Here is an 18,260-nt window from a genome sequence, read left to right as displayed (position 1 = left end):
ACCGGACGCATGAGCGGGGCTCCACGACGCCGGCCCCTCGGGGTGGTCACCCGGGGCACCACCAACCCGAACCGGCTCCGCCGGGTGGACAACTGGATCGTGGCGACCTGCGCCGACCGGCTGCGGGATGCGACCGATCCGCTGGTGGTGGACCTGGGCTACGGCGCGACGCCGGTCACCGCCGTGGAGCTGCGGGCGCGGCTGGCGGCGGGGGTCCGTCGGGACGTACGCCTGGTCGGGCTGGAGATCGACCAGGCGCGGGTGGCCGCCGCGACGCCGGCCGCCGACCCGCCGGGCCTGACCTTCGCCCGGGGTGGCTTCGAGCTGGCCGGGCTCCGGCCGGTGCTGGTCCGCGCGTTCAACGTCCTGCGACAGTACGACGAGAGTGACGTGCAGGACGCCTGGCGCACGATGACCGCCGCGCTCGCCCCGGGTGGGGTGCTCGTGGAGGGCACCTGTGACGAGCTGGGCCGGCTGGCGAGCTGGCTGCTCCTCGACGCGGACGGCCCTCGGACGTTGACCCTGGCCGCGAAGCTCACCACGCTGGGCAGCCCCGCCGAGCTGGCCGAGCGGCTACCCAAGGCGCTGATCCACCGCAACGTTCCGGGCGAGGCGATCCACGATCTGATCCAGGCGTTGGAGGACGCCTGGCGGAGTGCGGCTCCCTATGCCACGTTCGGCCCCCGCCAACGCTGGGTGCGCGCGGTGTCCCAGCTCAAGGCTGAGGGCTGGCCCGTGCTGTCCACTCCGCAACGCTGGCGTCAGGGCGAGCTGACCCTCCCCTGGCCCCCGGAGGGTTAGAGGGCGCAGTTAACGAGGACTGGTTCGGGGTGCAGGGTCACGCCGAAGCGGGCGTGGACCTCGTCGCGGATGGTGTTGGCCAGCGTCAGCAGGTCGCCGGTGCTGGCGGTACCGCTGCGGTTGGTCAGGGCGAGGGTGTGCTTGCTGGAGATGGCGACGCCGCCGGGACCGGGGTGGCCCTTGGTGAAGCCCGCCTTGTCGATCAGCCAGGCCGCGCTCACCTTGACCAGCCCGTCCGCCCCGGGCCAGGAGGGCGGGTCGCCCACCTCGGCGGAGCGTTCCAGGAGTTGTTCGTACGTCGCCCGGTCCAGGACCGGGTTGGTGAAGAAGGAGCCGACCGAGCGGGTGTCGGGATCGGTGGCTTCGAGCACCATGCCCTTGCCGGCGCGTAGGCGCAGCACCGCCGCCCGAGCCTCGGCCAGCGGCACCTGGTCGCCGACCTCGACGCCGAGCGCCCGGGCCAGTTCGGCGTAGCGCACCGGACCGGACAGCGGCGAGCGGGCGAGCCGGAAGTCGACCGAGAGCACGATCCAGCGGTCCTGGTACTTGAAGATGCTGCCCCGGTAGGCAAAACCGCACTCGGCGGCGGGAACGAGCTGGCGGGTGCCGTCGAGGCGGTCGTACACCTCGACGGCGGTAATCGTCTCGGCGACCTCCTGGCCGTACGCGCCGACGTTCTGGATCGGGGTCGCGCCGGTCGAGCCGGGAATGCCGGAGAGGCACTCCAGGCCGGCCCAGCCGTTACGGACAGTGGCGGCCACCAGGTCGTCCCACGGCTCGCCGGCCTCGACACGGACGGTGACGGACTCGGCGTCCTCGGCGAGTACCCGCAGGCCGCCCGAGCGCACCAGCACGACCGTCCCGGGGAAGCCATCGTCGCCGATCACCACGTTGCTGCCGCCGGCCAGGACGAGGATCGGCTCGTCCGTGGCCTGGACCGCCTGGATGATCTCGTCGGCACTGGTCGCGGCCACGATCCGCCCGGCGGGCCCGCCCATCCGTAGCGTGGTGTAGCCGGCCAGTGGACCCGGAATGGCACGATCGGCTTCGGTTGTCGGCTGGGCGTAGGCGTCTGACACGTCTTTCACCTTAGGCTGATGGGCAGCCGTGGCACCTACTGGTGGCCCGGCACCCCCGGGAGGATGGCGATGAGCAGAGTGCAGGGCAGCAAGGATTTCTGGATTGGGGCACTCCGGGCCGAGGGTCCGGCGTTCGCCGCGGCGGTTGCCGAGGCACCGCCGGAGACACCCGTGCTGTCCTGTCCCGGCTGGACGGTCAATGATCTCACTCTGCACCTTGCGGGCCTCTACCACTGGGTTTATTCGTTCGCCGGGTCGGGCAGCACCGAGGCGCCGCCCCGCCGGGACGCGTCCGAAGTGCCGTCCGGCGTGAGCGCCCTCCAGCTCTGGCAGCACGGGTACGACCAGTTGATGACCCTGTTCGACGGGCTCGACCCGGAGGCGCCGGCCTGGAACTGGGCCCCGCAGCCGAAGAAGGCCGGTTTCTGGCCCCGCCGGATGGCGCACGAGACGGCGGTGCACCGCTGGGACGCCCAGCTCGCCATCGCGGCCGGTGAGCCGGTCGAGGCGAAGCTGGCCGCCGACGGGGTGAGCGAGGTGCTGGACACCTGGTTGCCGGCCGGCCGGCGGCAGGTGAAGGGCGACTGGCGCGGGGTGGTCCAGCTCGCGGCGACCGACGCGGATCAGGAGTGGTATCTGCGGCTGCGCGGCGAGGGGGTGGCGCTGCTCGACACGGCGACCATCTTCGACCACGACGACCACCACGCCCGCGCGCAGGTCAGCGGCACCGCGAGCGACCTGCTGCTGGCGCTCTGGGGCCGGGTCAGCTTCGAGACGCTCGACGTGACGGGCGACCGCGCGCTGCTGGAGGGTCTGCGTACCGGCTGATCCCAGCGACAGCCGCGCGTGACGAGGGCGTCACCCCTGGTGGGGTGACGCCCTCGTTCGCCTGCCGCCCGAATTCGTGAGAGCGCTCTCTTGACAGGGTGCGAGCGACCCACCACCCTGACGTGAGAGCGCTCTCTTGGTCTTCTACCACCACCTCATCACCCTGAGAGAGGTCCATACGATGGCTGTCCTTCCGCGCCGCCGCCTCGCCGCGGTGGCCCTCGCCGCAACAGCCGCCCTGCTCGTCACCGCCGGCTGCGGCGGCGGTGACGACGCCGAGGCGGACGGGCCGATCACGCTGACCGTCGACGTCTTCGGCCAGTTCGGCTACGACCAGCTCTACCAGGAGTACATGGCCGCGCACTCCGACGTGAAGATCGTCGAGCGGGGCACCGGCAGCAACCTCGACGAGTACTCACCGAAGCTGACCCAGTGGCTCGCCGCCGGCCGGGGGGCCGGCGACATCGTGGCCATCGAGGAGGGTCTGCTCGTCGAGTACAAGGCGAATCCGAACAACTTCGTCAACCTGCTGGACCACGGCGCCGCCGACCTCAAGGGCAACTTCCTGGAGTGGAAGTGGAACGCCGGCCTGACCGCCGACGGCAAGCAGCTCATCGGCCTCGGCACCGACGTCGGCGGCATCGCCATGTGCTACCGCAAGGACCTCTTCGAAAAGGCCGGCCTGCCCACCGAGCGGGACGAGGTGTCGAAGCTCTGGCCCACCTGGCAGGACTACATCGCCACCGGGGAGAAGTTCGTCGCCGCCAAGACCGGGGCGTCCTTCCTCGACGCGGCCACCAACACCTTCAACACGATCCTGTTGCAGACCGCCGGCAACAGCACCGGCTACAGCTACTACGACACCAGCGGCAACGTCGTGGTCGACAGCAACCCGGCCGTACGACAGGCCTGGGACACCACGATGGACATCATCGACTCGGGCCTCTCCGGTAAGTACGGCTCGTGGTCCGAGGAGTGGGTGTCCGCCTTCAAGCAGACGAAGTTCGCCACCATCGCCTGCCCCGCGTGGATGACCGGGGTCATCGAGGGCAACGCCGGCCCGGCCGCCAAGGGCAAGTGGGACATCGCCCGGGTGCCCGGCAACGGCGGCAACTGGGGTGGGTCGCACCTCGCCGTACCGAAGCAGAGCAAGCACCAGGCCGAGGCCATCGAGCTGGCCAAGTTCCTGACCAGCGCCAAGGGCCAGATCGGCGCGTTCAAGGCCAAGGGGCCGCTGCCGTCGTCGCCGCAGGCGCTCGACGACCCGGCGATCGCCCAGTCGACGAACGCGTACTTCTCCGGTGCGCCCGTCGGGTCCATCTTCGGCACCGGCGCGAAGAGCCTGAAGCCGGTCTACATGGGCCCCAAGAACCAGGCCGTGCGTACCGAGGTGGAGAACGCCGTACGCACCGTGGAGCTGGGCCAGCGCAGCCCCGCGCAGGGCTGGACGGACGCGGTGACCAACGCCAAGAAGGCCGCCGCCAAGTAGCCCGAGCCAGCGTGCGGGCGGGCGCCGGACCCCGGTTCCCGCCCGCACGACGGAAAGGAGTCACCGGGCATGACCGTTCAGCTCGACGCCCGCCCACCGGTCGCACCGTCGGCCGGACCCCACCGCCGATTGTCGGGTCGGCTCAGCCACCTCGACACCCGCTACTCGCCGTACCTCTACATCGCCCCGTTCTTCCTGCTCTTCGCGGTGTTCGGGGTCTACCCGCTGGCGTACACCTTCTGGGTCTCGCTGCACGACTGGGACCTGCTCGGCACCGACCATCCGTTCGTGGGCGCGGAGAACTACACCCGGCTCCTCGCCGACGTGGACTTCTGGCACGCGCTGGTCAACACGCTCGGCATCTTCGTCATCTCGACCGTGCCACAGTTGCTCGCCGCGCTCTGGTTGGCCAACCTGCTGAACCGAGGCCTGCGGGGGCGTACGGGCTGGCGGATGGCGGTGCTCGTCCCCAACGTGACCTCCACGGCCGCCGTGGCGATCGTCTTCGGGGTGCTCTTCGGCCGCGAGTTCGGCATGGTCAACTGGCTGCTCGACCTCATCGGGCTGGACGCGATCGAGTGGAAGTCCAACCGGATCGCCTCCTGGGTCGCGATCTCCGCGATGGTCGACTGGCGGTGGACCGGCTACAACGCGTTGATCCTCCTGGCCGCGATGCAGGCCATCCCCCGGGACCTCTACGAGGCGGCGGCGATCGACGGCGCGAGCCGGGCCCGACAGTTCTGGTCGGTCACCGTGCCGCTGCTCAAACCGACGATCATCTTCTGCACCATCATCGCCACCATCGGCGGCCTTCAGCTCTTCACCGAGCCCCGGATGTTCCACTCCGGCACCAACCCGATCCGCGGCGGACCGCTGCGCGAGTCGCAGACCCTGACCATGTACATGTTCGAGAACGCCTTCGCGCCGCACTACAACTTCGGCTACGGCTCGGCGGTGGCGTGGCTGCTCTTCGCGCTGATCGCACTCGTCGCGGCCGTCAACGTGCTGGTCCTGCGCCGCCTCGGCGGGAAGGAAACCCGATGAGTCGGCTCTGGCGGGCCAGCCCGCTCACCTACTTCGCCCTGGTCGGCGCCGCCGTCCTGTCGATCTTCCCGATCTGGTGGATGTTCGTCGTGGCCAGTCGTACCAGCGACGCGATGGGCCAACTGCCGCCGCCGATCACGCCGGGCAACAACCTGGGCGCGAACATCGCCCGGCTGTTCGACAACACCGACGCGTACTTCCTGACCGGCCTGATCAACTCGGTGATCGTGGCGACCACCGTCACCGTCTCGGTGGTCTTCTTCTCCAGCCTGGCGGGGTTCGCCTTCGCGAAGCTGCGCTTCCGGGGCCGCAACGCGCTGCTGTTGGTGATCATCGCGACCATGATGGTGCCGACCCAGCTCGGGGTGATCCCGCTCTACCTGCTCATGACGAAGTTGCAGTGGAACGACCGGCTGCCCGCGGTGATCGTCCCGGTGCTGGTCACCGGGTTCGGGGTGTTCATGATGCGGCAGTACGCCGGCCAGGCCATCAGCGACGAGCTGATCGAGGCCGCCCGGATGGACGGCTGCGGCACCGCGCGGATCTGGTGGCACGTGGTGCTGCCGGCGCTGCGCCCGGCCGCCGCCGTGCTCGGTCTGCTCACGTTCATGACCACCTGGAACGACTTCCTGTGGCCGTACGCTGTGTTGAACGACCCGGCCAATCCGACCGTTCAGCTCTCCCTGCGGGCGCTGTCCGACGGGTACTACCAGGACATGTCACAGGTGTTCACCGGCACGGCCATCGCGACGCTGCCCCTGTTGCTGGTCTTCGTGCTGTTCGGTCGCCAGATCATCGGCGGGATCATGGAAGGTGCGGTCAAGGCGTGAACGAGATCCGATTTCCCGAACACTTCCTCTGGGGAGCGGCCACCGCCGCGTACCAGATCGAGGGCGCGGCCCGCGACGACGGTCGCGGTCCGTCCATCTGGGACACCTTCTGTCGTACGCCCGGAAAGGTCTACCAGGGCCACACCGGCGACGTCGCCTGCGACCACTACCACCGGTACGCCGACGACGTGGCGCTGATGGCCGAGCTGGGCCTGGCGGCGTACCGGTTCTCGGTCGCCTGGCCCCGGGTCCAGCCGGACGGCAGCGGTCCGGTCAACCCGCGCGGGCTCGACTTCTACGACCGCCTCACCGACACCCTGCTCGCCCGGGGCATCGACCCGATCGTCACCCTCTACCACTGGGACCTGCCGCAGAGCCTCGAGGACCGGGGCGGCTGGACCAACCGGGAGACCGCCGAACACTTCGCCACGTACGCCACCGCCGTCCACGCCCGCCTCGGCGACCGGATCGACACCTGGACCACCCTCAACGAGCCGTGGTGCTCGGCCTACCTCGGGTACGGCAACGGGGTGCACGCCCCGGGTGCACAGGACGGGGCGGCCGCCTTCACCGCCGTACACCATCTGCTGTTGGCACACGGCCTGGCCGCGCGGGCGCTGCGCGCGGCCGGCGCGCGCAGCGTCGGCATCACCATCAACCCGGCAGATGTACGACCGGCCGACCCGCAGAGCGCGGCCGACGCCGCCGCCGTCCGCCTGGTCGACGGCCTGCACAACCGGATCTTCCTGGACCCGCTGCTGACCGGCGGCTACCCCGACGACGTACGCGAGCACGTGGCGCGCATCGTCGAGCCGACGTTCATCCACGACGGCGACGAGAAGGTGATCGCCGCCCCGATCGACCTGCTCGGGCTCAACTACTACGCGCCCACCTACGTGGCGGGGCGGCCCGACGGCGACGGCAACGGCGCGTACCCGGGCACCGAGGGCGCCGTGCACTTCCTCCCGCCGAGCGGACCCCTCACCGACATGGGCTGGATGATCGAGCCGGCCGGGTTGACGCGGCTGCTGGAACGGATCGCCGCCGACTATCCCGGCGTGCCACTGCTGATCACCGAGAACGGCGCGGCGTTCCCCGACAAGGCGGGCACCGAGTCGCCCGAAGGGCTGGGGCAGGTGATCGACAACGACCGGATCGCCTACCTCGACGGGCACCTGCGGGCCGCCCACGAGGCGATCTCCCGGGGCGTTGATCTGCGCGGGTATCTCGTATGGTCATTGTTGGACAACTTCGAGTGGGCGGAGGGTTACCGCAAGCGGTTCGGGATCGTGCACGTCGACTACCTGACCCAGCGGCGCACACCGAAGGCCAGCGCCCGGTGGTACCAGGAGGTGATCTCCCGGAACGGGCTGTGACGAGCGGGGGACAGTCACGATGACGACGGCGCACCGGCCGACGTTGGAGGCGGTGGCGGCACGGGCCGGGGTGTCCAGGGCCACCGTGTCCCGGGTGGTCAACGGCTCCACCACCGTCGCCGAGCCGATCCGGGAGGCCGTCAAGCGGGCGGTCGCCGAGTTGGGGTACGTGCCCAACCTCGCCGCCCGCAGCCTCGTCACCCAGCGCACCGACTCGATCGCCCTGGTCATGCCGGAGGCGGCCACCCGGGTCTTCTCCGACGACCAGGTCTTCCCCGGCATCATCCGGGGCGTCAGTCAGGAGTTGGAGGCCGCCGACAAGCAGTTGGTGCTGATGCTGGCCGGCTCACCGGCCGGGCACCAGCGGGTCGAGCGGTACACGACCGGCCGCCACGTCGACGGGGTGCTCTTCGCCTCGCTGCACGGCGCCGACCCGCTGCCCGGCACGCTGGCCCGCCTCGGCATCCCGGTGGTGGTCAGCGGCCGGCCGCTCGGCGACGTACCCGTGCCGTACGTGGACGTCGACCACGTCGGCGGCGTCACCGCCGCCGTCCGACACATGATCGACAGCGGTCGGCGGCGGATCGCCACCATCGCCGGCCCGCAGGACATGGTCGCCGGCATCGAGCGGCTGAACGGCTACCGGGACGCGGTCGCCGCCGCCGGGCTACCCGAGATGGTCGCCGTCGGCGACTTCACCCGGGAGTCCGGCGCGGCGGCGATGCACCAGCTCCTCAACGACCACCCCGACCTGGACGGGGTGTTCGCCGCCTCCGACCTGATGGCGCACGCCGCCCTGCGAACGCTGCGTGCGGCCGGTCGGCGGGTGCCCGAGGACGTGGCGGTGGTCGGCTTCGACGACATCGAGACCGCCGCGTACACCGAGCCGCCGCTGACCACCGTCCGCCAGCCGATCGTCGAACTCGGCCGACGCATGACCCGCCAACTGCTGAGGCTGGCGGCCGGCGAGGCGATCGAACCGGCGATCATGCTCGACACCGAGCTGATCATCCGCGCCTCGGCCTGACCGCTCCCGCGCTCCTGCCCTGCCTTGCCTTCAAGATCCGCGCAACTTCCGGGAAATAGTGGCCTCACGACGCCGGGATGCCACTATTTCCCTGAAGTAGTGACCAGGCATCAAGGTGCAGGGGGCGGTTAATCCGTCGCTGCGGCGGGCGATCGTCGTTAGCCTCGCCGGCATGCCGGATCCTGTCGCGCTGCTGCACGTGCCCGCCCTCTCCGACGTCGCCGAGTACGCGTACGCGGCGACCGTCGAACCGCCCGCTCGGCTGGTGTTCACGGCCGGCGCGTGCCCGCTCGACGCCGAGGGCCGTACCGTCGCGTCGGGCGACCATGCCGCACAGGCCCGGCAGGTGATGACGAACCTGGAGACCGCGCTCGGCGCGGCCGGCGCGCGACTCACCGACGTCGTCAAGACCACCGTGTACGTGGCATCGTCGCGGCAGGCCGACCTGCTGACCGTCTGGGAGGTGGTCCGGGACTTCTTCGGCGACCACGATCCGCCCAGCACCCTGCTCGGTGTGGCCGTGCTCGGCTACACCGACCAGCTCGTCGAGGTCGAGGCCGTCGCCGCCGTACGGACGGGGGCCTGACATGCGCATCCGCGAAGCCCGGCCGGACGACGCCGCAGCCGTGGTGGCGCTGCGGACGATCGTCCACCCGTACCTGGTACGCGGGGTCGAGTCGACCCGCAAGATGCTGGCCGAACCGCCGCCGCACGAGGGTTGGATCGCGTTCGTGGCCGAGGTCGACGGCCAGGTGGTCGGCTGGACGTCCGCCGAGCCCAACACCTCGACCTCGGTGCAGGGCTTCGGCAACGTCAACACGCTGCACGTACACCCGGATCATCGACGGCGCGGCATCGGGACGGCGCTATTGACCGCCGCGACCGATCACCTCCGCCCTCTCGGGATTCGCCGCGTACGCGCCACGGCCGCGACGGACTCGCTGCCGTTCGCCCGCCACCACGGGTTCGAACCGAGCCGCGAGGTGCGCTACTCGGCGCTGGATTTGACCCCGCCGCCCGCGCTGCCCGAGCCGCCGCCGGGCGTACGGCTGCGGCCGATCGCCGAGATGGACCCGCACCTGCTCTACGAAGCCGACGTCGCCTCGGCCGTCGACGAACCCGGTGACGTGCCCGTCGACACGGTCACCTTCGAGAGTTGGCGGTACGACGTCTGGGACGAACTTGGCCTGGACAAGACGGCCAGCACCGCAGCCGAAGTCGACGGCGAGGTGGCCGCGTTCAGCCTGGTCAAGCGCGACGGCGAGCGGATGTGGTCGGATTACACCTGCTCAGTCCCGGCGTACCGGGGTCGGGGACTGGCCCGGCTGGCCAAGACGGCGGCGCTGCACCGGGCCGCCGCTGCCGGCGTACGGATCGCGTACACCTCGAACGACGAGTCGAACGCGCCGATGCTGGCGATCAACGCCCGGCTGGGCTACCGCCCGGTGGCGTCGCAGTGGACCTGCCTGGCCGACCTCACCTGATCAGTCACCCAATGCCTCCGCGACGCTCGGAGCGAAGGCGCAGGGCGGCGGCGATGTACGTTTCCTGCTCGGTGACCCCGGCAGTGAGATCACCGTGGCACGAGAAGGCATCGAGGCGACTCCGCTCACGCTTGCGACCCGCATAGCCATGACCCAGGCGGAGATCGCGAAGTCTCCGGAACCCCTCGCCGTCCGACTGTCGGACCGGCACGTTGCCATGTCCGTCTGGGTCCTCGACGACGAGGCGATCGTGGCTACCCACATCGGCGCAGGACTAGGGCAGGATTCGGTGACCATGCACCTCCGACGCCGCGAGGCGGGTGGCCCGTTCGATCGTTACGTGGAGCACTTCGAGTCGCTGTGGAATGACGCGGCTCCGACTGGCGCACGGTGATCACTTGATGGTGACCAGTTGCCAGAAGCGATTTCCAACTGGTCAGCATCAAGTGATCAAGCCACGTGGCCTACGCCGCCTCGAAGACGTCGCGGGCTGTCGCGTGGGTGTCCGCGCCGAAGAGCACCAGGCGGGCCTCCGTGACCGTGGCCGGAGTGGCTGAGCGGAGCACCGTCAGCGCCTGGCGGACCGCGTCGTCGACCGGCCAGCCGTAGATGCCGGCGGAGATCAGCGGGAACGCCACCGTGGCCGCGCCCAGTTCGTCGGCCACCCGCAGGCTGTTGGCGTAGCAGTCGCGCAGCAGCCCCGACCGGTCCTCGGCGGCCGAGAAGACCGGGCCGACCGTGTGGATGACCCAGCGGGCCGGCAGGTTTCCGGCGGTGGTCGCCACCGCCTGCCCGGTGCGGAGCCCTTTGCCGTACTTGGACGCACGCAGCGCCCGACAGTCGGCCAGGATGGCCGGGCCGCCGCGTCGGTGGATCGCGCCGTCCACTCCACCGCCGCCGAGCAGGGACGAGTTCGCGGCGTTCACGATGGCGTCGACCCGCTGGTCGGTGATGTCGCCCTGAATCAGGGTGATCTCCACGTCAGCTCTCCTCGATCGACTGGCCCAACGACCGGCGGGCCAGCAGGGTCGCGCCGGCGACGGCGGCCGGCATGACCAGCACCGCTCCGAGCGGGATGAGGAAACACAGGAAGACCGCGACTCCGAAGCCGAGCGCGGTCGGCCGGTCCGCCTTGAGGATGGTCCGGCGCTGCGGCAGCCGCATGCCGCGTCGGTAGAACGGCGCTCCGACCAGCTCGACGGCGAGGAACCAGCCACCCACGGCCGCCCCGATCACCGGTACCACCGTCTGGCCCACCACCGGGATGAACCCGGCGAGGAAGAGCGGGATGCCGACGAGCGCGGTGAGGGCCACCAGGCGTACGGAGTCGGCGGTGCTGCGGCGCAGCGAGGACCAGAACGGCACGTCCACGGCGTCCGAGGTGCCGCCGAGCCGCTCCTCCACCTTCTCGGAGATCTTCTCGTAGAACGGGTCGCCGATGACCAGGGTGACCGCCGTGAAGCTGATCACCGCGAGCAGACCGCCGATCCCCAGGAAGGCCAGGCCGGCGATCACCCGGACCAGGCTGCGGCCGGTGCTCGACCAGTCGTCGGCGAACGGGGTGACCAGGGCGGCGAGGTCGTCCACGAAGTAGACGAGGGTGGCGTACGCGGCCACGAAGAGCACGCCGGAGATCAGCGCCGGCACGATACCGAGCAGCATGAGCTTCGGGCTGCGCACGTAGAGGCCCAGTCCGCGCAGGAGCAGCCGCACCCCGAGGAGGAAGCGTCCGACGGCCCCGGTGACCGGGCTGGCGATTCTGCTGGCGTCCACGATCGAGCAGCCTAACGACAGTTGATCGAAGCGGCACGGGGCAGGATGGGCGGGTGCGTGCCTCCCGACTGATCTCGTTGCTGCTGCTGTTGCAGGCGCGCGGGTCGATGACGGCCGGCGAGCTGGCACACGAGCTGGAGGTCTCCGAGCGGACCGTCTACCGGGACGTGTTGGCGCTGTCCGCCGCCGGTGTTCCGGTCTACGCGGACCGGGGCCGGGCCGGCGGGTACCGGCTGCTCGGTGGCTACCGGACCCGGCTGACCGGGCTGAACCGCGACGAGGCGGAGGCCCTGTTCCTGGCCGGTCTGCCCGGCCCGGCCGGCGACATGGGTCTGGCCGACGCGGTCGCCGCCGCCGAGTTGAAGGTGCTCGCCGCACTGCCACCGGCCCTGCGCGACGCGCCCGTACGCACGGGTCAGCGGTTCCACCTGGACGTGCCGGGATGGTTCCAGGAGACGCCGCCACCGCCCTGGCTCACCGAGCTGGCGCGGGCGGTCTGGGGTGACCGGGTGGTACGGCTGCGCTACCGGCGGGGCGGCGACGAGGTGACCCGGCACCTTCAGCCGTACGGACTCGTGCTCAAGAACGCGACCTGGTATCTGGTCGGTCGGGTCGGCGACGACATGCGCACCTACCGGGTGGACCGGGTGACCGGCGTCGAGGTGGACGACGAGCGGTTCGCGCGCAACGAGGGCTTCGACCTGGCCGGGCATTGGCGCGAGCAGGCCGGGTCGTTCCTGCGGACCATACTGCGGGCCGAGGTCACCGTCCGGCTGAGCCCCGCCGGCCTGCGCCAGCTCCGGCACGTGGTCGACGCTCCCGAGGTGTACGACGAGGTCGTCACCACCATCAGCGAACCGGACGGGCAGGGCTGGGTGGTGGCGCGACTGCCGGTGGAGACCGTCGACGTCGCGTACGCCCAGTTGCTGGCGCTGGGCCCGGAGGTGGAGGCGCTCGACCCGCCGGAGCTGCGTGGACGCCTGGCGGACGCGGCACGCCGGGCCGCCGCACGTTACGACGGCCCGGCGGTGGCGGACGACGTCAGCGGTAGCCGGTGACGTCGGCCGGCTTACCCGCCTCGACCACCTCGACGATGTACCGGATGGCCTCCGGTTGGCTCCCGTCGACGTCGGTGAAGCCGTACACCTTGGACAGCGTGCCCGCGTCGACGGACTGGCCGGTCCAGCGGGCCTTGTCCTCGTCGGCGGCGAGCGCGGCCACCGCGCGGCCCACGAAGGCGGGCGTCTCGGAGATCAGGAAGTGCGGGTCGGTGGCGGCCCCGTCGCGCCAGTTCTCCTCGGTGACCCCGAAGTGCTCCAGCATCGCCTCGGAGCGTAGCCAGCCGGGGGTGAGCGCGACGGCTGTGCCGCCGTGCGGTTTCAGCTCGTGCGCCTGACTGAAGGCGAGCCGGTTGACCGAGGTCTTGGCCAGGTCGTAGAAGACCGAGAGGCGGTAGTTCTCGTCGTTGTACGCCTTGGTGCCGTCACCGATCTCGACGACCAGGCCACCGGGCTTGCGGATCAGCAGCGGCAGGGCGAAGTGGCTGGTGATGATGTGCGTGTCGACGGCCAGCCGCAGGGTGCGGAACCCCTTGTCGAGAGGCTGCTCCCAGACCGGCTTGTCCCAGGTGACCAGGGGGTCGCCGCCCCAGATGTCGTTGACCAGCACGTCGAGGCCGCCCTGCTCGGCGTCGATCCGGGCGACCAGGTCGCGGACCTGCTCCGGCACCAGATGGTCGACCTGCACGGCGATGCCGGTGCCGCCGGCCGCGGTGACCAGTTCGGCGGTCTCCTCGATGGTTTCCGGCCGGTCCATCTCCGAACGGCCGGCGCGGCTGCTGCGACCGGTGGCGTACACGGTGGCGCCGGCGGCGCCCAACTGGACCGCGATCTGTCGGCCGGCGCCCCGGGTGGCACCGGCGACGAGCGCGATCTTTCCTGCGAGCGGTGGTGTCATGCCTGCGAGGCTGCCAGCGATACCTGACAGCCGACGTCCGAATTCGTCAATCCACCAGCCGGACGCGGACGCGCCGGTTGGCCCGACCCTTGCTCTCCACCTTGACGACCTGCACCTTGCCGATCTGGGCGGTGGACGCGACGTGGGTGCCGCCGTCCGCCTGGACGTCCAGACCGACGATGTCGACGATCCGCACCTCCTGCTCGTCCGGCGGGATGAGGTTGGACTGGGTGCGGATGATGTCCGGCAGAGCCAACGCCTCGGTACGCGGCAGCACCCGGGTGGCGACCGAGCGGTCGGCGGCCACCTCGGCGTTGACCAGCTCCTCGATGCGGCTCTTGAAGTCCGGCGGCACCTCGGGCAGGTTGAAGTCCATCCGAGCCTCGCCCGGTTCCATCGAGTTGCCCGTCACGAGCGCGCCGAAGTCGCGGAACACCACGCCGCAGAGCACGTGCAACCCCGAATGGGTACGCATCAGACGGGTGCGGCGCTCGTCCTCCACCGCGCCGACGACCTCGGTGCCGACCGGCGGCAACGGGTCACCCTCGGCGGGGATCAGGTACGGGTCGTCGCCCTTGCGGGTGCCGACGATCCGGGTCTGCACGCCCTGCCAGAGCAGTACGCCGTGGTCCGGCGGTTGACCGCCACCACCCGGGTAGAACGCCGAGCGGTCGAGCACGATGCCCTGCTCCGGGTCGGCGTGCAGGACCGTGCAGGTCCACTCGCGCAGGGTCGGGTCCGCGAGATCCAGCCGGTGCGTCCGGCCATGCTGTGTGACGCCCATGACAGGGCACGTTACTCGTTGAGGAAGCCGGAGATGCGCTCCCGCAGGTCGGCGCGTTCCGACCAGAGGAACCCGGGGCGGTCGTACACGTGCAGAGTGGCCCGGGGCAGCGCGGCGGCGAGCTGCTCGGCGACCTCGACCGGGTGCAGGTCGTCGCCCGCGCACCCGATCACCAGGGCCGGCGCGGTGACCGCCGACAGCACGCCGGCGTCGTCGAGCGGCACCTGCCCCGCCAGGGTGGCCAGGCCCTCGTCCAGGCCGTCGCGGAGCAACTGGTCCAGTCGCTGCCGCAGGTACGCCCAGCCGGCCGGCGTGTTGCGCACCGCCGCCGGCAGCTCCAGCGAGACGACGTCCGCGACGGCCCCCGCGTCACCGCTGGCCACGGCATCCACCAGGGCGCCGACGCGGTCCCAGGCGGCCGGACCGCGCGGCTGGTCGAGCGCCGCCGGCAGGAAGAACACCAGCTTCTCGAAGCGCTCCGGACTCTCCGCGAGCAGGCGGCAGAGCGCCCCCGCGCCGAGGCTCGCCCCGAACGCCCGGCTGGCGCCGCCGAGATCCGCGATGGCCCGCAGGTCACGGGCGAGGTCGAGGTAGGTCCACGAGCCGGGCGGCGCGTCCGAGCGGCCGTGCCCCCGGAACTGGAAGAACAGCCGACGACCGGCCACCCCGCTGCCGAACGGTCGCGTGGTGGCGATCCCGTTGCCCAGCCCGTGCGCGAAGACGGTGACCGGGTCACCGACGCCGGTGACCAGGCGTTCCAACTGCACGCCGTGCGGCGTGTCGACGAGCTCGGTCTCCGGATCGGGGATCGCCGGACGGCCGGTGCGCGGCCCACCCGGGCCCGGACCGAAGGTGCGGGGGCCGCTGTCCGGTGGAGGAGGCCAGCGGAAACCTCTCACCAGAACCCTTTGCCGTTGCCGTCGCTGAGGTCGCGGAGACCGACCCGCACGTCGAGCAGGTAGATGAGCGCGGCGGCGATGCCGATCAGTCCGAAGAGGCTGATCGGACCGCGGCTGAGCAGGATCAGGACGAGGCAGACCGCGAGGATCGCGATCCAGCCGCCCTTGGGCAGCGTCCCGATGGCGGCGAAGGCGTCGGACCGCTGCGTGATGGCATGCACCAGCGCGACACCCTGAATGATCAACGCGAAGACGAGCAGGATCAGCTCGATCACGTAACGGACTTCGAACGCGAAGATCGGCGCGGCGGTGGCCATGCCGGCAAGTTTATGTCGACGACCCCGACTACGTCCGACAAGGACGCCGTCGGGATCGCCGACAGGAGTGAACTACTCGGCCGCCGGGCGGGTCCGCTTGGTGGCCCGGGGCAGCTTGGCCGACGGGGTCTCGGCCGGCTTCGCGGCCTTCGCCCGGGTCGCCTTCTTGACGACGGCCGGCTTGGCCTCTGCGATCTCGGCGACCTCGGTCGGGCTCGGCGCCTCCGCCGGGGCGGGCGTCGCCTGCGCCGTCGTAGCGGTCTGAGCCGTGGCCGTGGTGGCGGTCTCGGCCGTGACCGTCGTCGCCTCGGTGGCCTCGATGTCCGCGTTGACCGTCTCGGCGGCCTCCAGCACGCCGGCGCCGACGACCCGCTCGCCGCGAGCCACCAGCGCGCCGTAGGCGGCGAACGCCCGCTCCTGGGCCGCCTGGGCCGCGGTGACCACCACGGCCGCGTTGCGGGTGGCGGCGGCGCGCAGCTTCTCGATGTCGGCGACCTCGCGCAGCTTGGCCAGGTCGGCCGACTCGCGCAGCTTGGCCAGGTCCAGCTCGGCCTGTGCGCGGTCGCGCAGGGTGCCGGCGGTCTCGTTGGCCGTACGGAGCGTCTCGGTGGCCTTCTGACGCAGCTCGAAGCCCGTCAGCACCGCCCGGCCGCCCAGGTCGGCGACGACCCGGGTGCCGTGCAGACCGACGGCCATGGGCAGCTTGCGGAGCTGCTCGATGGCCAGCTCGGCCGCCCCGGCGGCGGCGTAGATGGGAGCGGGGATGCGATTGGTCTTCGGCTCGGTCATGACGTCTCCTCCTCGGCCGTCTCGGCGGCCTTCTTCTTCTCGGGGGTGCTGCTCGGGGCGTTCGTCCCGGGGGTGCTGCTCGGGGCGGGTGCGGGGCCCGCCTCGGTCACGGCGACCGACTCGAGCACGGCCTCGGTCGGGGTGCCGCCCTCGGTGGTGGGGCCGGTCGCGGCCAGGTTGGCCACGTCGGCGGGCCCGTCGGCGACATCGGTCGGGGTGGTCGCCCCGGCTGCGGCCTGGGCCTCGGACAGCCGGGCGTTCTCCCGGCGGAAGGTCTCGTAGATCTGGCTGAGCGACTGCTTCTGGGCCATCGTCAGGTCGGGGTCCACCGCGATGGCGGCGAGCACGCCGTGGCCCTCCTTGTCGTCGAGCAGCCCGGCCCGCAGGTACATGGCCGGGGTCGACACCCGCAGCGCGCTGGCCAACTGCTGGAGCACCTCGGCGCTCGGCCGGCGTAGGCCGCGCTCGATCTGGCTCAGGTACGGGTTGCTGACCCCCGCCTGCTCGGCGAGCTGGCGCAGCGAGATCTTGGCATTACGGCGCAGATCGCGGATGAACCCGCCGACGTCGGGGAGGTCCTTTGGGGTCGCCATGGTGCCGACGCTAACCGGATCCGCTAACTCCTGCAAGCAAAACGCTAGCCAAAGTTAGCAAGGTCTCAGCGTCCCGTTTGCGCCCCACCCCAACCGGTCCGTACGGTCCGTTGGTGCACAAGATCACAGTCAATGGAGCAGTTCTCGCGTACGACGAGGCCGGCAGCGGTTCGCCCGTCGTCCTGCTGCACGCCGGCATCGCGGACCGGCGCATGTGGCGGGGCGTCGTACCCGCGCTCGCCGCCCGACACCGGGTGATCGTCCCGGACCTGCGCGGGTACGGCGACTCCGAACTGCCGCCGACGCCGTTCGCACACCACGACGACGTGGCCGGCCTGCTGGACGCTCTGGACCTGCCACAGGCCGCCCTGGTCGGCTGCTCCTTCGGCGGGTCGGTCGCCGTCGACACCGCCCTGGCCCATCCGGACCGGGTGAGCGCGCTCGCCCTGCTCGACACGGCGGTCTCCGGCAACGAGTGGTCCGACGAGGCCAACGAGCTCTGGGACGACCTGGTCGGCGAGGTCGACCCGGACGACTTCGTGGCGGGCGCGGCCGGCGAGGTGCGCTTCTGGGTGGTCGGTCCGGCGCGTCAGCCCGCCGACGTCGACCCCGAACTGCTGGCGTTCGCGCAGGAGATGGACCAGCGCGCCCTGGCCGCCGAGTTGGCGCTCGGCGCGGTCGAGGTGGGAGAGCTGACGCCACCGGCGATCGGCCGTCTCGGCGAGCTGAAGATCCCCGTCCTGGTCACCGCCGGCGCGGCAGACGTACCGGACATCCGCCAACTCGCCGACCGGATCGCCGCCGAGGTCCCGAACGCGACACGACTGCCGGACGTCCCGGACGCCGCGCACCTGCTCCCCCTGGAGCGCCCCGAGGCCGTCAACGCCGCCCTCCTGAACTTCCTAACCTGAGCACCCCCACCCGACCTCCAGCACCCGCCACCCCGCACCCGCCACCCCACACCCGCCACCCGGCACCCGGCACCCCGCACCCGACCTCCAGCACCCGGCACCCGGCACCCGGCACCCGGCACCCGGCACCCGGCACCCGGACAAGCGTGATGCCTCAGAGTCATCTTGATGACTCTGAGGCATCACGACCACCGGCGACCGTTCCACCCCAGCCACACCGCCACCTAACGATTGCACTCACCCCTTGACCCCAGGGCGGCTCGAGTGGCAATAACTTCAT

At 71.1% G+C, this 18,260-nt stretch carries 21 protein-coding genes; 12 read left to right on the top strand and 9 right to left on the bottom strand.

The features are described 5' to 3' along the window. Nucleotides 1–9 precede the first annotated feature (9 nt). The gene (locus AB0I89_RS20915; protein WP_357129108.1) at nt 10–801 is read left to right on the top strand and encodes a class I SAM-dependent methyltransferase; all 792 of its coding nucleotides are present in this window, start codon (nt 10–12) and stop codon (nt 799–801) included. On the opposite strand, the gene AB0I89_RS20910 is transcribed toward AB0I89_RS20915, so the two are convergent. After that, nucleotides 798–1,880, bottom strand: a complete 1,083-nt coding sequence (locus tag AB0I89_RS20910) for a UDP-N-acetylmuramate dehydrogenase (protein ID WP_357129105.1) — start codon at nt 1,878–1,880, stop codon at nt 798–800. The two genes, AB0I89_RS20915 and AB0I89_RS20910, sit on opposite strands and share 4 nt — an antisense overlap. A gap of 69 nt (nt 1,881–1,949) precedes the next feature. Between AB0I89_RS20910 and AB0I89_RS20905 the strand changes: the two genes are divergently transcribed. From AB0I89_RS20905 to AB0I89_RS20865, 9 genes are all read left to right on the top strand, one after another. Then, nucleotides 1,950–2,708: a maleylpyruvate isomerase family mycothiol-dependent enzyme gene (locus AB0I89_RS20905; protein ID WP_357129102.1), complete on the top strand. Its 759-nt coding sequence runs from the start codon at nt 1,950–1,952 to the stop codon at nt 2,706–2,708. A gap of 181 nt (nt 2,709–2,889) precedes the next feature. After that, a complete protein-coding gene (locus AB0I89_RS20900; RefSeq protein WP_357129099.1) occupies nt 2,890–4,197 on the top strand; it encodes an extracellular solute-binding protein in 1,308 nt (435 codons plus the stop codon). A 69-nt stretch (nt 4,198–4,266) separates the two neighbouring features. Further along, nucleotides 4,267–5,241 (top strand): sugar ABC transporter permease, encoded by a 975-nt coding sequence (locus AB0I89_RS20895; protein ID WP_357129096.1) that lies wholly within the window; start codon nt 4,267–4,269, stop codon nt 5,239–5,241. Then, nucleotides 5,238–6,071, top strand: a complete 834-nt coding sequence (locus AB0I89_RS20890; RefSeq protein ID WP_355050844.1) for a carbohydrate ABC transporter permease — start codon at nt 5,238–5,240, stop codon at nt 6,069–6,071. The genes AB0I89_RS20895 and AB0I89_RS20890 overlap by 4 nt, the downstream gene beginning before the upstream one ends. Then, nucleotides 6,068–7,447 (top strand): GH1 family beta-glucosidase, encoded by a 1,380-nt coding sequence (locus tag AB0I89_RS20885; protein ID WP_357129092.1) that lies wholly within the window; start codon nt 6,068–6,070, stop codon nt 7,445–7,447. Before AB0I89_RS20890 ends, AB0I89_RS20885 begins: the two co-directional genes overlap by 4 nt. A gap of 19 nt (nt 7,448–7,466) precedes the next feature. Continuing rightward, on the top strand, nt 7,467–8,474 hold the full coding sequence (locus AB0I89_RS20880; RefSeq protein ID WP_357129089.1) for a LacI family DNA-binding transcriptional regulator: 1,008 nt from the start codon (nt 7,467–7,469) through the stop codon (nt 8,472–8,474). A 172-nt stretch (nt 8,475–8,646) separates the two neighbouring features. Further along, nucleotides 8,647–9,060 (top strand): RidA family protein, encoded by a 414-nt coding sequence (locus tag AB0I89_RS20875; protein WP_357129086.1) that lies wholly within the window; start codon nt 8,647–8,649, stop codon nt 9,058–9,060. Between the two features lies 1 nt (nt 9,061). Further along, nucleotides 9,062–9,958, top strand: coding sequence for a GNAT family N-acetyltransferase (locus AB0I89_RS20870; protein ID WP_357129083.1), 897 nt, complete (start codon nt 9,062–9,064; stop codon nt 9,956–9,958). Nucleotides 9,959–10,052: 94 nt separating this feature from the next. Then, on the top strand, nt 10,053–10,352 hold the full coding sequence (locus AB0I89_RS20865) for a hypothetical protein (RefSeq protein WP_357129080.1): 300 nt from the start codon (nt 10,053–10,055) through the stop codon (nt 10,350–10,352). Between the two features lie 70 nt (nt 10,353–10,422). Here the strand turns inward: AB0I89_RS20865 and AB0I89_RS20860 are convergent, their stop codons facing one another. Continuing rightward, complete coding sequence (locus AB0I89_RS20860) at nt 10,423–10,938, bottom strand: O-acetyl-ADP-ribose deacetylase (RefSeq protein ID WP_357129077.1); 516 nt, start codon at nt 10,936–10,938, stop codon at nt 10,423–10,425. A gap of 1 nt (nt 10,939) precedes the next feature. Further along, nucleotides 10,940–11,731, bottom strand: a complete 792-nt coding sequence (locus AB0I89_RS20855) for an EI24 domain-containing protein (RefSeq protein WP_357129074.1) — start codon at nt 11,729–11,731, stop codon at nt 10,940–10,942. A gap of 53 nt (nt 11,732–11,784) precedes the next feature. Between AB0I89_RS20855 and AB0I89_RS20850 the strand changes: the two genes are divergently transcribed. Further along, nucleotides 11,785–12,789: a WYL domain-containing protein gene (locus tag AB0I89_RS20850; protein WP_357129071.1), complete on the top strand. Its 1,005-nt coding sequence runs from the start codon at nt 11,785–11,787 to the stop codon at nt 12,787–12,789. On the opposite strand, the gene AB0I89_RS20845 is transcribed toward AB0I89_RS20850, so the two are convergent. The 6 genes from AB0I89_RS20845 to AB0I89_RS20820 form a co-directional block, all read right to left on the bottom strand. Beyond that, on the bottom strand, nt 12,773–13,687 hold the full coding sequence (locus AB0I89_RS20845) for an SDR family oxidoreductase (RefSeq protein ID WP_357129068.1): 915 nt from the start codon (nt 13,685–13,687) through the stop codon (nt 12,773–12,775). The two genes, AB0I89_RS20850 and AB0I89_RS20845, sit on opposite strands and share 17 nt — an antisense overlap. Before the next feature lie 46 nt (nt 13,688–13,733). Next, nucleotides 13,734–14,471 carry an alanyl-tRNA editing protein gene (locus AB0I89_RS20840; RefSeq protein WP_151488505.1) on the bottom strand — a complete coding sequence of 246 codons (738 nt, stop codon included), beginning with the start codon at nt 14,469–14,471 and terminating at the stop codon, nt 13,734–13,736. Between the two features lie 11 nt (nt 14,472–14,482). Then, complete coding sequence (locus AB0I89_RS20835) at nt 14,483–15,370, bottom strand: alpha/beta hydrolase (RefSeq protein WP_357129064.1); 888 nt, start codon at nt 15,368–15,370, stop codon at nt 14,483–14,485. Continuing rightward, entirely contained in the window at nt 15,367–15,687 is a 321-nt protein-coding gene (locus tag AB0I89_RS20830) for a DUF2516 family protein (RefSeq protein WP_355050857.1), read from the bottom strand. The genes AB0I89_RS20835 and AB0I89_RS20830 overlap by 4 nt, the downstream gene beginning before the upstream one ends. Before the next feature lie 72 nt (nt 15,688–15,759). Then, nucleotides 15,760–16,476 (bottom strand): hypothetical protein, encoded by a 717-nt coding sequence (locus AB0I89_RS20825; RefSeq protein ID WP_357129061.1) that lies wholly within the window; start codon nt 16,474–16,476, stop codon nt 15,760–15,762. Next, nucleotides 16,473–17,069 carry a helix-turn-helix domain-containing protein gene (locus tag AB0I89_RS20820; RefSeq protein WP_357129058.1) on the bottom strand — a complete coding sequence of 199 codons (597 nt, stop codon included), beginning with the start codon at nt 17,067–17,069 and terminating at the stop codon, nt 16,473–16,475. The genes AB0I89_RS20825 and AB0I89_RS20820 overlap by 4 nt, the downstream gene beginning before the upstream one ends. Before the next feature lie 113 nt (nt 17,070–17,182). Between AB0I89_RS20820 and AB0I89_RS20815 the strand changes: the two genes are divergently transcribed. Next, complete coding sequence (locus AB0I89_RS20815) at nt 17,183–17,980, top strand: alpha/beta hydrolase (RefSeq protein WP_357129055.1); 798 nt, start codon at nt 17,183–17,185, stop codon at nt 17,978–17,980. Nucleotides 17,981–18,260: the final 280 nt, after the last annotated feature.

The organism is Micromonospora sp. NPDC049801, from assembly GCF_040656575.1.
Lineage (GTDB): Bacteria > Actinomycetota > Actinomycetes > Mycobacteriales > Micromonosporaceae > Micromonospora.
This window is presented reverse-complemented; position numbering and strand designations above follow the sequence as displayed.